Origin of the sequence: Flavobacterium chilense (assembly GCF_001602525.1) — a bacterium.
GTDB classification, from domain to species: Bacteria; Bacteroidota; Bacteroidia; order Flavobacteriales; family Flavobacteriaceae; genus Flavobacterium; species Flavobacterium chilense.
On record NZ_LSYT01000006.1, the window covers coordinates 428,853 to 442,696 of the forward strand.

Genomic DNA, 13,844 nt, shown 5'->3' on the forward strand with positions numbered 1-13,844 from the left:
TTATTGAGGTAAAAGATAATTAAGAAGCTATTCCTGCTGTACATTACAAGCACTCGGGCAAAACAACTTTTTTTCTACGGCCTTAAAAGAGCTTCCGCTGGTCGCTTTTTAACCCCTGAAAAAAATGTTGTTTTGCCTTTCGTGGCTTTCCATTTCCATCAGGGCTAGGACTGTTTCATTTGCAGGAACTTTCCTGTAAACTTAAATTTATGAATAAGTTAGCATTCAAGTTTGCAATTTATTCACTATATTTGCACGCAATTCAACTAGAAATTGCACCATGATAGCACACAACTCCAAGATTATCGGCGAAGGTTTAACTTACGACGATGTATTATTAGTACCTAACTACTCGAATGTGCTTCCTCGCGAAGTGAGTATCAAATCAAAATTTTCAAGAAATATAACGCTAAACGTTCCAATAGTATCAGCTGCTATGGATACCGTTACCGAAAGCTCAATGGCAATTGCTATGGCTCAGGAAGGCGGAATTGGTGTTTTGCATAAAAACATGACAATCGAGCAACAAGCTGCGAAAGTTAGAAGAGTAAAACGTGCTGAATCAGGAATGATCATTGATCCGGTAACTTTACCAATGAATTCAACCATTGCAGATGCAAAAAATGCCATGAAAGAATTCGGAATTGGTGGTATTCCAATCGTTGACGAAAATAAAATCCTAAAAGGAATAGTTACCAATCGTGATTTGCGTTTCGAAAAAAACGGAGCAAGACCAATTGCTGAGGTAATGACAAGTACAAATTTAGTTACAGTTGCCGAAGGAACTTCATTAGAACAAGCCGAAGTAGTTTTACAAGGACACAAAATCGAAAAATTACCGGTAGTGAATGCTAACTACGAATTAGTTGGTTTAATTACCTTTAGAGATATTACAAAATTGACTCAAAAACCAATTGCCAACAAAGATGTTTTTGGTCGTTTAAGAGTTGCAGCAGCCATTGGAGTTACAGGTGATGCCGTTAAAAGAGCCGAAGCATTAGTTGCTGCTGGTGTAGATGCAATCATTATCGATACAGCTCACGGACATACTGAAGGTGTTGTAAACACATTAAAAGAAGTAAAATCAAAATTCCCTCAAATAGATGTAATTGTTGGAAACATTGCAACTCCGGAAGCTGCTAAATATTTAGTAGAAAATGGAGCTGATGGTGTAAAAGTTGGAATCGGACCTGGTTCTATCTGTACTACACGTATTGTTGCCGGTGTAGGTTTTCCTCAATTCTCAGCAGTTCTTGAAGTTGCTGCAGCTATCAAAGGAACTGGAGTTCCGGTAATTGCAGATGGTGGAATTCGTTATACAGGAGATATTCCTAAAGCAATCGCTGCAGGTGCTGATTGTGTAATGTTAGGTTCATTATTAGCCGGAACAAAAGAATCTCCGGGAGAAACTATTATTTTCGAAGGAAGAAAATTCAAATCATACCGCGGAATGGGTTCTGTTGAAGCAATGCAAACAGGTTCAAAAGACCGTTATTTCCAGGATGTTGAAGACGATGTTAAAAAACTAGTTCCGGAAGGAATTGTTGGACGTGTTCCGTACAAAGGAGAACTAAACGAAAGTATGCTTCAGTTTATTGGTGGTCTTCGTGCCGGAATGGGATACTGTGGTTCAAAAGATATTCCTACTTTACAGGAAACCGGACGTTTTGTTAGAATCACCTCAAGCGGAATTACAGAAAGTCATCCACATAATGTAACGATTACAAAAGAAGCTCCAAATTATTCCAGATAATTTTTAGTTTCAGTATATAAAATAAAAGGCATAAGAGTTTGATTCTTATGCCTTTTTTTGATTTTAATACCAGTTAATTACTCACCGCGGCTATTTAAAATTTGTTCAGTGGTAACATCAGAATGAAGTAATTTTTCCATTTTTGCTGTAGTTCGCTGTGCTTCCAAAGCATATCCAAACATTTTTTGCTCATAATCATCAATAGCATCCTGTAGTGTTTTAAAATCCCCATTAGTCAGATTCTCAGTTAAATGATAAGCATCGAGTAATCCCATATTAACACCTTCTCCGGCAAATGGAGGCATAAGATGCGCTGCATCACCAACCAGAGTAATATTTGAATGTTCTTTCCATGGCTTTTCTAGTGAAAATAACCTCAAAGGCAATCCTGAAAAATCAGTTGAGGCATTAAAGACAGATTTGTAATCTTCACCCCAATCCTTAAAGGTTTCATTAAGGAAAGCAATAATTGAAGCATCATCTTTAAAATCAAGATTGTTATTTAAAATCCAGTTTTTATCTGCAAAAAAAGACACTCCAAAATGTACCGATCCGTCACGTAAAGTATGGGTATAAAACATTTTTTGATCTCCCATTGCCATTACATTTCCATTGCCAAATTTGGGTTTAAATTCTGGATAATCCTGATCGGGATTTTCGATTTCACCCTGAATAATATAAGTGCCTGAAAGTTGAGGTTCTTCATCACTTACAAATTTTCTGGCGTTAGATCTCCCTCCATTTGCTACAATCACAAAATCTGAGGTTGCAGTTGTTCCATTTTTAAAGTCTAATCTATATTGGTCTCCATGTTTTTCGATATTAGTCAATTGACTGTCCCAAATAACCGTGTCTTCCTTAAGATTATCCAGCATTATCTTTCTTAAATCATTTCGATCGATTTCAGGTCTTGAATACGCATTTTCTTCATCAGGCATTTCATCAGAGGTAATATTTCCGTGCATATCGGCCATCTTTTCTCCGGTTGGTCTTGCATATTCATAGAACTCTTTCATTAAACCTGCTTTTTGAATCGCTTTTTGTCCGGAATCTGAATGAATGTCAAGTGTTCCTCCGGAAGTTCTGGCTTGTGCATTGATGTCTCTTTCATAAACTGTTACATCAGCACCATTTACCTGTAATATTCTTGCAGTTGTTAACCCAACTGGGCCACCGCCAATAATGGCTATTTTTTTATTTTTTATAAGTGAATTGTTCATTTGATTTCTTATTTGTTGATATTGTACTATTTGAAATTGTAGCTTAATTTTAATTTGCCTTTGATATTTAAATTTTTATCATGGCGTCAGTGCTTTTATAACCAGATTAAATGCTTCATTATTTATTTCAGGTGTAAAAGCAAAAGGCTTTCCTGACATTGATTTCCCTTCCCGATGAAGTTCTAAAAGAGAATAAAGCGAGCCGTAAGCAATGCTCCAGAATACTTCGAACGTAATTGGTACAAGTTCTTTTTTTTCGATAGCTTTTGTAATGAATTTTGTCATTTCAATCTTAAAATCGGTTGTGATTTCAGCTAAAATTGCTTCGCCGTAGGTAGAATGTTTTAAAAGTTCAAAACAAGTTGTTTCCAGAACAAAAGTGAGGGCATATTTAGATCGGTTTTCCCATTGCTTTCTTAAGCCTTCTGTGAAAGACATTTCGGATGAGAACCCAACTAACATTTCATTAAAGAAATTTTTGCCAATTTCAGTTCCAATTTTTCGAATTAGATCTTCTTTGTCCGAATAATAAATATAAAGAGTAGCAACAGAAACGCCACATTCTTTAGCCAGGCGGTTCATTCCAAAACCTTCGACACCTTGTGAAACCAGCATTTCTAATGCTTTTTGCTTTACAATTTCTTCTTTATTTACATCTCTTGTTCTCATAATTCTAATTAATCAGGGTACAAAGATATAAATAATAAATGAACGTTCGTTTATTAATGGATAAAAAAGTTTTAGAGATGCTAAGGTTCTGAAGTGCTAAGGTTTTTTTATACTTTTTGGACAAGCTTCAACTTTAGCTGGAGATGGGAAAAGAAGAAAAGAAGAAAAGAAGAAAAGAAAAAGGTCTTAGCCAAACTCAATAATTAAATTGATTAAAAGGTTTGTGTTTTAGCGTCTTTGCAGTATAAATCCATAAAAAAACTGCTGGTACAATTCGTGAAAATTGTACCAGCAGTTTCTTCTTTGGATAGCATTATTTTTTAAGGAGTCGCTGTTTGTTCAGCTTCTCTGACTTTTTGATTGTCTAATATCTTTTGTATAAAAGGTTTCGTTTGGGTGTCTATTTCTGTTTCTGAAATATCCAGGGCTTTTGGATCTTTTACCAATTCAAACCATGGTTTTGGACCGTCAAAATTATAGCTTCCAAAAACAATTACCGGAGTTCCTTTTACTTTTACGTTTTCCTTATCTTTCAAAATCCATTCATCAGCCCATTTGTAAAGATCTTTGGCATCATTTTCCTGTAGCCTTAAGCATGAATGTGAGGCTGGATATCCTGGTAATGCATATTCATGAAAACCAACGCCCAGTTTATTTTCAATATTAAAATTCCATTTTAAGTCCCATTCGTCGTTAAAAGTACTGGTAGTTTTTTCGGCTTTCCAGTTGGTAAAAAATAATCCGGTTGGTGTAGGATCTTTTTTTCTTCCCATATTGGTTGGGCCTGTATAAATTAATTCTCCATTTTCATAGGCAGCAAATGCTTGGGCAGGATAAGAGAAAATAATTACTTTAGATACTTCTTCTAAGGCTTTTACATGTGTTGGAAACGGAAGATAGTAAACAATATCACCAGTAAAATCAGCAGGAATTACAACTGAATCTAATTTAGCAAAATTCGCTTTATCAGTTCTGTTTATGGCATAAGCAATACGAAGCTTAGTGCTGTCAGATCCGTTTGTTTTAAGCCATTCTTTCGTTTTTTCAAAGTGATAGGCTACCGATTTTGGTTTGATATGCTCGATTACTTTTTTGGCTTTTACCTTCTCTTTTGTTTCTGTTGATTCATTTTTTTTGCATGAACCTAACAGAACTAAGATGAATAACAGGAGGATATTGGATGTGTAATATAACTTTTTCATAAATTGGTTTTTTTAGTATTGTAAAGTTATTTTAATTATCGCAAAAATGACTTACACAATTTTTTGAATTGTTTACTGGATTTTCATTTTAATTTGCCTCAATCAATTTTAAAGTATACTCAAATTGGGTATCTTTATTTTGCATGAAATCATCAAAAGTTTGTTTTACCTCATGATCAGGCATTACACCTCGTCCAAAAAGTTGTTTTGTTTTTTTAGGAACATCCTGTTCTAAGTTTACAATCGAAAATTGTGTTTTAATTTTTGTATTGGGCAGTTCATATTCGATAGGAGTATGACCATTGTGACCGTAATAGCCGCCCATTGTTTCTTCGCCAATAATTATAGCATTTGTTTTTCCTGCAACTAACGAGGCGAAAAGTGATCCTGCCGAAGCTACTCTTAGACTTATCAATAAGTAAACCTGACCTTTAAAATTGTTTTTATCTGGTTGTAATAAACGATTGAATTTTACATCCTGAGGATATGTTTTGCCTTTTAATATTGGATACTCTTCTTTTAACTCAGCTTCAAAATCATTTATTTCTTCGAGTTTTTTTGCAGCTTCAGTTTCTTCGAAGACAAAGTATTTAACAAACGGGATTTTTTGAAAATTAATATAAGCACTGGTATTTTCGCGATAGGTCTTTTGAGTTAAATAGGAGAAAGTTACGAGATCATTAGGGTCTGATCCGCCTCCATTATTTCTAACATCTACAATTAGATTTTTGATTTCAGGATGTACAGTAAGCATTTGAAAACAACTGTCGAGGTATTTTTTATACGCTATGTGTTCTTTGTCTTCTGCATTTCCTCCAATTGCGAAAGTATGGACAGCCAGTAAGGCTGTGTTTTGAGAAATAACCTTGAATGAATATTTGTTTTTGATCTTATTGTAGAATAAACTATCAGAAGGAAAAGAATGGCGTTTTTTGAAGTTTTCCTTTCTTTCGTCACTAGAAATACCGGTAATATTTTTAGAAAGTTTTTCAGTTTGGTAAGGAAGTGAGTATTGAACTAAAAAGGTTTCTTTAGGTCCATATTCCATTTCAAAATATCTTGAAAACGCAGCATTAATTCCAATCGATTTTCCTGATGTATTAAACCCATCTGTGGTGTAATATTTATAAAAGGAGCGTACGATTTTGTTGATGGAAATTCCGTTAATGCTATAAATTTGTGAGCCTAACGGAATTTCGTCATTTTTAAAATTGATGATTGTTTTGTTATCGATTAATTTTACCGGAAAAGGGAAAAAAACTTTTTCTGATGTATATCTGTTTTTATATGCATCAGGAATAGTGGTATTATTATGTACGCTGCCTTCGAAGTCAGTAATTTTCGTGATTATTTTATAGAAGCCTATTATGTCTTTAGGTTTCTTTAATTGTGTAAAAGCCCAGGAATATATGCTGTCGATTTGCTTTTTAGTCCGGTATTTGTAAATACCTGAATTTGCTTTTTCTCTAATTTGTCTAAAAGTGGTCAGGTCTTGTTTTAATTTTTCTGCGGTAAATTTTCCATTTTGAGAAAATAACAGAGCTGGTAAAAATAAAAAGAGTATTAGTTTTAATTTAAGCATTTGGAAGTTTTTTAAACCTAAAAATACTTAAAAATACTTTAAACCAATCCTTTTATTTTGGCGTGTTGTAATAATAAAATGGTTTTAGCATCTGTAATTTCTCCAGATTCAATCATGGCATAAGCTTCATCAAAAGTATATTCCAGAACTTCGATGTTTTCCTGTTCGGCATCTAATCCGCCACCGGCACTTACTTTCATTGTTTCATCATATTCTCCCACAAAAAGATAGAGGATTTCTGTAACAGAACCAGGAGACATATAGGTTTCTACAACTTTTTCTACTTTTTTTAATCGATAACCGGTTTCTTCTTCTGTTTCGCGAATAACAGCCTGTTCGGCATTGTCCTTATCTAAAAGTCCCGCACAAACCTCGATCATCATTCCGGTTTTATTTCCGTTCATATAAGTAGGTAAACGAAACTGACGTGTTAGGATTACTGTTTTTTTGATTGTATTATATAATAAAATACCTGCTCCGTTACCACGATCGTAAACTTCTCGAATCTGAATTTCAGGTTTGTCTTTTTGGTTTTTATAGCTAAAACTAACCTTGTTTAAAATATACCAATTGTCTGATAATAGTTTAGTTTCTTTTATTTCAATTTCTGGATTTTTCATTGGGAAAAAAGTTTTGTATAAAAAAACGCTCTGATTTTCAGAGCGTTTAAATGTATTATTTTGTTATTGTTTGTTTTCTGTCTGGTCCAACAGATACAATTTTAATTGGCACGCCAACTTCTTTTTCAATAAACTCAATATATTCTTTTAGCTCGACTGGCAATTGATCATAAGTAGTCAATCCTGTTAAGTCAGCTTGCCATCCTTTAAATTCCTGATAAACCGGAGTAACGTTTTCCGGTTCGATGTTGTAAGGAAAGTGAGAAATGTTTTGTCCTTTATAGTTATATTCTGTACAAACTTTCAAAGTTTCGAATCCTGAAAGAACGTCACCTTTCATCATCATTAACTGAGTAACTCCGTTTACCTGAACAGCATATTTTAAGGCAACAAGGTCTAACCATCCGCAACGTCTTTGTCTTCCTGTAACAGACCCAAATTCGTTTCCAACTCTTGCCATTGTAGCACCAACTTCGTCAAAAAGTTCAGTTGGAAAAGGTCCGCTACCTACACGTGTAACGTAAGCTTTAAAAATTCCGTATACTTCTTTGATTTTATTAGGAGCAATTCCTAAACCTGTACAAGCTCCTGCAGCAGTAGTATTTGATGAAGTTACAAACGGATAAGTTCCAAAATCAATATCTAATAAAGATCCCTGAGCTCCTTCGCATAAAATAGATTTACCTGCTTTTTGAGCCTGGTACATATATTCTTCACTGTCAATAAAATCTAATTTTTTTAATTCTTCGATAGCCTCAAAAAACTCTTTTTCAAGTTCAGCAAGGTTGTATTGAATCGCTACATCATAAAAAGCAATCATGGCTTCGTGTTTGTCTGCCAAAGCTCTGTAGCGTTCTTTGAAATCTTCTAATTCAATATCTCCAACGCGTAAACCATTTCTACCGGTTTTGTCCATATAAGTTGGACCAATTCCTTTAAGTGTAGAACCAATTTTTGCTTTACCTTTTGATGCTTCAGAAGCGGCATCTAACAAACGGTGAGTTGGTAAAATTAAGTGTGCTTTTCTTGAAATGATTAATTTCTTTTTGATATCCAGATTGAATTTCTCCAAACCTTCGATTTCTTTTTGAAAAACTACAGGATCGATTACAACACCATTACCGATGATATTTACTGAATCTTTATGAAAAATTCCTGAAGGGATTGTTCTAAGTACGTGTTTAATTCCGTCAAATTCTAGTGTATGTCCTGCGTTTGGTCCTCCTTGAAAACGTGCAATAATATCATAATTTGAGGTAAGAACGTCAACAATTTTTCCTTTACCTTCATCTCCCCATTGTAATCCTAGTAATAAATCTACGGTCATTCTGTTTTAATTTGCGTTGAGGCAAGCTGAGTTGCCCTACTGATTAATGTAGTTAATTTTCTTTTTTTTTATTTTTTGAATAATACCTTTCGGAACTATTGTTTTTGCTTTTTGTTTCCGTAGAAATACAAAGAATGATTCGTGATTTCGATATCAAATATTTCTTCGATTGTTTTTTTGATGGTTTGAATTCTTGGATCGCAAAATTCAATTACTTCACCAGAATCAGTCATGATAATATGATCATGCTGTTTATCAAAATATGATTTTTCGTAGTAAGCCTGATTTTGTCCAAATTGGTGTTTTCTAACCAATGCGCAGTCTAACAATAACTCAATCGTGTTGTATAATGTAGCTCTACTCACACGATAGTTTTTGTTTTTCATTTTGATATATAAATTTTCTATGTCAAAATGTTCTTCGCTATCGTAAATTTCCTGAAGTATAGCATAACGCTCAGGAGTTTTGCGATGCCCTTTTTGTTCAAGATACATTGTAAATACATTTTTTACAATTTCTTGATTCTTAGTGTTGTCAGTTGAAATGAGTGTCATATCCGGCAAAGATAATTTTTTATTTTTAATCAATAAAAGTTTCGGGTTTAAAGTTTAACGTTCTAATTTGTATTCAATCGCTAATAATCTATCAAATACGGGCATTAACAACGATAAATTTTAAAAAGTTCGAATGAACTTAATTAACATAATTATTTTTATTTATGAAAATACTAACATTTTTTATTTGGCTTTTGTCATGTACATATACCAGTTCCATTCCCAGGTTTTTCCATTGTCATCAGACATTGCCTGACTCCATACAGGATTATTTTCATCTCTGGCATCCCATCGAAATACCTGCAATACATTTTTGTCTTCAAAAATATCTTTAGAGAAAAAATGCCCAATCTTATTTTCAAAAGAACCAATCACAGGTTTATCCAGAACTCCGGTATTTGAATCTGACCAGTAAATGCTCCACAATTTTGTCGCGGGATTAAATAATCTCACGGTCATGCCTTCAAAAGGTTTTCCGTCAAAAGTGGCAAGAAAATTATCGATATTGCCAATTCCGTGCAAAATTTTATACATTTCCTGAGTAGATGGAAATTCAATCCATTCTGTACAGTTTGCAAGTCTTTGTTTTAATTTTTTATTTCGAATGTTAGATTTTCCCTGAAAAAAATCAAAATCATCTTTTGAAGAAGATTCAGAAGCGTTAATGATTAGTTCACCATTTTCATCAAAATTGATTTCAGGAATTTCTAAGTTTTCATTTTCCATAAATAATTATTTTAAACACATAGAAACATAGGTTTTATTTCTAAAAAAGAGGGCAAAAAGAAACTAGTTTCTAACACATAGCCTATGTTTGTTAATATAAGTGAAACGCCTTTATCGACAAAACAATCTATGTTTCTATGTGTTAAAATGTTTTTTTTAAACGCTTTGTTAGTAAATATTAAGTTCTATACTCTCTTGTAACTTTATCTACGCCATCTATTTTCTTGATTGCATTGATCATTTTTTTCAAAATGGTATTATTTTGTACAATTACGGCAACCTGACCATGAAAAATCCCGGCATCAGTACTTAACGAAATACTCTGGATATTTACGCTCATATTGTTCGAAATTACTCTCGTAAGTTGGTTGGTAAGTCCTAAAACATCCATTCCGGTAATGTTGATAATAGCTTTGAACTCTTCTTGCGACGAGTCAATCCATTTGGCACTCATAATACGATATGCATAATTTGATTGCATACCAATTGCGTTAGGACAGTCTTTTTTGTGAACTTTGATTCCTTCGTTTATCGTAACAAATCCAAAAACATCGTCTCCCGGAATTGGGTTGCAACATTGTGAAAGTTTATAATCGAGTTTGTCATGTTCAGTTCCAAAAACGAGCATGTCGTAATTGCTGCTGATAACAGGTTTATGAATGTCTTCGGCAGCTGTAGTATCTTTATTTCGTTTAATTTTATTTTTAAAGAAATTGATAAAGGTGTTGCTTTTTTGTGCCGCATAATCTTTTAATTGCTGATTTTCGATGGCACCGATTCCAACTCTGTAAAATAAATCTAAACTGGTTTTAAGTTTGAAGAAGTTAACCAACTCGTTGATAACTTGCTCGTTGATGGTTATTTTTAGGTGTTTAAGTTTTCGTGTCAGTAATTCTTTTCCTTCTTCGGCAATTTTTTTGGTGTTCTCGTTAAGAACGTTTTTGATTTTATTTTTTGCTCTCGAAGTGGTTACATATTCTAACCAGTTTACTGTTGGTTTTTGATTTGCCGAGGTAATAACTTCGACCTGATCACCACTTTTTAATTCGTGATTTAGCGGAACCAAACGTCCGTTTACACGGGTTCCTCTGGTTTTGATTCCAATTTCGGAGTGAATGCTAAAAGCAAAATCAAGAGAAGTAGCGCCTTTTGGCAACGATTTGATTTCTCCTTTTGGTGTAAAGACAAAGATCTCTTTTGAATATAAATTCATTTTAAAATCTTCTACAAAATCAACGGCATTGGTTTCTTGATTTTCCAGGGCTTCACGTAGTAAATTCAACCAAACGTCTAAACCGCTTTCTTCTGTCGCTCCGTTTTTGTATTTGTAATGTGCCGCATACCCTTTCTCTGCAATTTCATCCATACGTTCGCTTCGAACCTGAACTTCAACCCAACGGCCTTTAGGTCCCATAACGGTGATGTGTAAAGCTTCGTAACCGGTTGATTTTGGAGATGAAATCCAGTCACGCAAACGACTCGGACTCGGTCTGTAATGATCTGTTACGATGGAATAGATTTTCCAGGCAACAAATTTTTCATCATGCGGATCTGATTTATAAACTATCCTTAAAGCGAACTTGTCATAAACTTCGTCAAAGCTTACATTTTGAGCACGCATTTTTCGACGAATCGAATAAATAGATTTCGGACGTCCTTTTATGATATAATCGATGCCTTCATTATCCAAAGATTTTTTCAAAACATCTGAAATGTCTTTGATGTAAGCATCCTGTTCTTCTTTGGTTTCTCTTATTTTGCTTACAATATCATTATAAACAGCAGGCTCTGTATATTTTAATCCTAAATCTTCAAGTTTGGTTTTAATGTTATAAAGTCCCAGGCGATGGGCGAGTGGGGCATAAATATAAAGCGTTTCTGAGGCAATTTTGGTTTGTTTGTATTCTGCCATCGAATCCATGGTTTGCATATTGTGCAAACGATCCGCCAGTTTAATCAAAATTACACGAACATCATCGTTCAGTGTCAGGATCATTTTTCTGAAATTTTCTGCCTGCATCGAAGCATTCAGATCTTTTTGAACTAATGAAATTTTAGTTAAACCTTCGACTAATTGCGCCACTTTTGGATTGAACAAGCGTTCAATATCTTCAACTGTTATTGGAGTATCTTCGACAACATCGTGCAATAATGCCGCAGCAATTGAGGTCGCTCCCAAACCAATTTCTGAGGCTACAATTTTTGCAACTGCAATAGGATGAAAGATATACGCTTCACCAGATTTACGTCTTTGTTCTTTATGAGCATCGACGGCAACATCAAATGCTTTTCGAATTAATTTTTTGTCGGCTGGGCTTAAAGTCTGATAACTGATTCGAAGTAATTCTTTATACTCTTGTGCAATTGCTTTGTTTTCTTTTTCAATATCTATTTCTATCATAACGGCATAGTTCAAGTACTAAAAATAGCAATTAGTTTGAACATACGCAAGGGAATGGAGTGTTGATTTTAGATTTTAGATTTCTGATTTTAGACGATAGATTTTGGCATGTCAAATGTAGTAGCATCGAGATTCTTTTGTGTTAAAAAGGACTTCGACTCCGCTCAGTCTGACACTGAGTAAAGATTTTGTTTCAGGTCCTTAAGCACTGTTTTTACATACAGTTTTAAACCTGAAACCTGAAACAAAATTATTCCTTAGAAAAATCCAAATCCTGAAAATCGTAACTAAAATCAGTTAATTGAGAAATTGGAAGCATTTTTAAGTGGAGTACTTTTCCGCTTTCATCATATTTGAAAAGTAAATGTGCATCAGCATGGAAAAAAGCATTATTCCATTTTACTACATAATTTCCATCTTTATAGAAAAAAACTTCACCAGCAAGTTGCGGAGAGCGTTTTGAGGCAAAATACAGTTTTCCTTTTTTATCGGTTATAGTAATTTCTCCAAACCAATTGTCTTTGTAAGTTCCTGTGATTTTAGAAAAATCAGTTTTTAACTTGTCTTTTTTGTTTTTTGCAACAGTTGCCCAAACTTCGTCTGTAACCTTATCTGCAGATTCTTCACTGGCTTTCATTCGGTTGCTGTAAACCGTTACATAATCTTCTGATTTAATGCCTAAGTAGCTGTCTTTTATGGTGTTGGTAATGGCGCTAAAAGCTGCCCCGGATTGTTGATTGGTTAAAACAATAATTCCTAAACCTAATTCAGGGATTAAAGTAGTTTGGGTTACATTTCCTTCTAAACCTCCTGTATGTGAAACTTGTTTGTATTCTTTTATATCAGCTAAAAACCAGCCTAAACCATATCCTGAAAAATGGGTATTATACGGAGCTCTGGTTTTTACCGGAATTATGGTTTGTAATTGCCACATTTCATCATGTTCTTTTTCTGAAAACAATTGTTTATTATCTCCGTATTTTCCGTTATTGATTTGTAGAATTGCCCATTTACTCAAATCATTTACACTTGAATAAATTCCGGCTGCACCGTCAAAAAGCTGGTTCTCGTAGCGTTTTATGGTTTTTAGTTTTCCATCAATTGGTACATGTGGCGTAATTACGTTTGTAGTATCTTTTAAACGTTTTACAGAAGCAACGCTATTGTTCATCTCCAAAGGTTTCATGATGCGTTCTTCTACAAAATCCGCCCAGGTTTTTCCGCTTACCACATGAACGATTTCACCGGCAATGATGTACATCAAATTGTCATAATCGTATTTGGTTCTAAAACTGGAAACGGGTTTTAGATATCTTAAATTATGAATAATATCCTGTGCTTTAAAATCACTTCCGTCAGGCCAGATCATCAAATCTCCGGCACCAAGTCCAAGTCCGCTTCTGTGGGTTAATAAGTCGCGAATGGTAAATTCACGGGTTACATAATCATCATACATTTTAAAATCCGGAAGATACTGAATCACTTTGTCATCCCATTTTATCTTTCCTTCATCAACCAGCATGGCAAGTGCGGCAGAGGTAAAAGCTTTACTGTTTGAAGCAATTCCAAAAAGGGTATTGGCATCAACTTTTTGCTGTGTCAATATTGATTTTACACCATAACCTTTTGCCAGAACTACTTTTCCGTCTTTTACGATTGCAACGGCAATTCCGGGAACATCAAAAGTTTTTATGGTGCGATTTATCAATTCATCTACTTCCTGATTGGTTATTTGTGCCGAAATGGTAAAACTAAATAATAATGCTAAAAGAGATAATTTGTAATTCATA

At 34.2% G+C, this 13,844-nt stretch carries 11 protein-coding genes; 1 reads left to right on the plus strand and 10 read right to left on the minus strand.

Translation table 11 applies throughout. The features are described 5' to 3' along the window. Positions 1-280 precede the first annotated feature (280 nt). Positions 281-1,753, plus strand: a complete 1,473-nt coding sequence (gene guaB, locus A4F88_RS15830; protein WP_068843606.1) for an IMP dehydrogenase — start codon at positions 281-283, stop codon at positions 1,751-1,753. 77 nt (positions 1,754-1,830) lie between these two features. On the opposite strand, the gene A4F88_RS15835 is transcribed toward guaB, so the two are convergent. The 10 genes from A4F88_RS15835 to A4F88_RS15880 all read right to left on the minus strand — a co-directional run bounded on the left by A4F88_RS15835 (position 1,831) and on the right by A4F88_RS15880 (position 13,843). Next, positions 1,831-2,973: an FAD-dependent oxidoreductase gene (locus A4F88_RS15835; protein ID WP_068843607.1), complete on the minus strand. Its 1,143-nt coding sequence runs from the start codon at positions 2,971-2,973 to the stop codon at positions 1,831-1,833. Positions 2,974-3,051: 78 nt separating this feature from the next. Continuing rightward, positions 3,052-3,642 carry a TetR/AcrR family transcriptional regulator gene (locus A4F88_RS15840; RefSeq protein ID WP_068843608.1) on the minus strand — a complete coding sequence of 197 codons (591 nt, stop codon included), beginning with the start codon at positions 3,640-3,642 and terminating at the stop codon, positions 3,052-3,054. Positions 3,643-3,962: 320 nt separating this feature from the next. Beyond that, complete coding sequence (locus tag A4F88_RS15845) at positions 3,963-4,844, minus strand: L,D-transpeptidase (RefSeq protein ID WP_068843609.1); 882 nt, start codon at positions 4,842-4,844, stop codon at positions 3,963-3,965. Between the two features lie 88 nt (positions 4,845-4,932). Continuing rightward, positions 4,933-6,426, minus strand: coding sequence for a S41 family peptidase (locus tag A4F88_RS15850; RefSeq protein ID WP_068843610.1), 1,494 nt, complete (start codon positions 6,424-6,426; stop codon positions 4,933-4,935). 38 nt (positions 6,427-6,464) lie between these two features. Further along, a complete protein-coding gene (locus A4F88_RS15855; protein WP_068843611.1) occupies positions 6,465-7,046 on the minus strand; it encodes an NUDIX domain-containing protein in 582 nt (193 codons plus the stop codon). 55 nt (positions 7,047-7,101) lie between these two features. Further along, a complete protein-coding gene (locus A4F88_RS15860; RefSeq protein ID WP_068843612.1) occupies positions 7,102-8,373 on the minus strand; it encodes an adenylosuccinate synthase in 1,272 nt (423 codons plus the stop codon). 95 nt (positions 8,374-8,468) lie between these two features. Then, a complete protein-coding gene (locus A4F88_RS15865; protein WP_026981862.1) occupies positions 8,469-8,927 on the minus strand; it encodes a Fur family transcriptional regulator in 459 nt (152 codons plus the stop codon). Between the two features lie 183 nt (positions 8,928-9,110). Beyond that, complete coding sequence (locus A4F88_RS25195; protein ID WP_082815786.1) at positions 9,111-9,653, minus strand: hypothetical protein; 543 nt, start codon at positions 9,651-9,653, stop codon at positions 9,111-9,113. Between the two features lie 178 nt (positions 9,654-9,831). Next, positions 9,832-12,054, minus strand: a complete 2,223-nt coding sequence (locus tag A4F88_RS15875) for a RelA/SpoT family protein (protein ID WP_068843613.1) — start codon at positions 12,052-12,054, stop codon at positions 9,832-9,834. Positions 12,055-12,304: 250 nt separating this feature from the next. Next, entirely contained in the window at positions 12,305-13,843 is a 1,539-nt protein-coding gene (locus tag A4F88_RS15880) for a serine hydrolase (protein WP_068843614.1), read from the minus strand. Position 13,844: the final 1 nt, after the last annotated feature.

What these genes read in the sequence shown, in the direction of transcription:
- guaB (WP_068843606.1), top strand. Translation starts at nt 281, where the DNA reads ATGATAGCACACAACTCCAAGATTATCGGCGAAGGTTTAACTTACGAC.
- A4F88_RS15835 (WP_068843607.1), bottom strand. Translation starts at nt 2,973, where the DNA reads ATGAACAATTCACTTATAAAAAATAAAAAAATAGCCATTATTGGCGGT.
- A4F88_RS15840 (WP_068843608.1), bottom strand. Translation starts at nt 3,642, where the DNA reads ATGAGAACAAGAGATGTAAATAAAGAAGAAATTGTAAAGCAAAAAGCA.
- A4F88_RS15845 (WP_068843609.1), bottom strand. Translation starts at nt 4,844, where the DNA reads ATGAAAAAGTTATATTACACATCCAATATCCTCCTGTTATTCATCTTA.
- A4F88_RS15850 (WP_068843610.1), bottom strand. Translation starts at nt 6,426, where the DNA reads ATGCTTAAATTAAAACTAATACTCTTTTTATTTTTACCAGCTCTGTTA.
- A4F88_RS15855 (WP_068843611.1), bottom strand. Translation starts at nt 7,046, where the DNA reads ATGAAAAATCCAGAAATTGAAATAAAAGAAACTAAACTATTATCAGAC.
- A4F88_RS15860 (WP_068843612.1), bottom strand. Translation starts at nt 8,373, where the DNA reads ATGACCGTAGATTTATTACTAGGATTACAATGGGGAGATGAAGGTAAA.
- A4F88_RS15865 (WP_026981862.1), bottom strand. Translation starts at nt 8,927, where the DNA reads ATGACACTCATTTCAACTGACAACACTAAGAATCAAGAAATTGTAAAA.
- A4F88_RS25195 (WP_082815786.1), bottom strand. Translation starts at nt 9,653, where the DNA reads ATGGAAAATGAAAACTTAGAAATTCCTGAAATCAATTTTGATGAAAAT.
- A4F88_RS15875 (WP_068843613.1), bottom strand. Translation starts at nt 12,054, where the DNA reads ATGATAGAAATAGATATTGAAAAAGAAAACAAAGCAATTGCACAAGAG.
- A4F88_RS15880 (WP_068843614.1), bottom strand. Translation starts at nt 13,843, where the DNA reads ATGAATTACAAATTATCTCTTTTAGCATTATTATTTAGTTTTACCATT.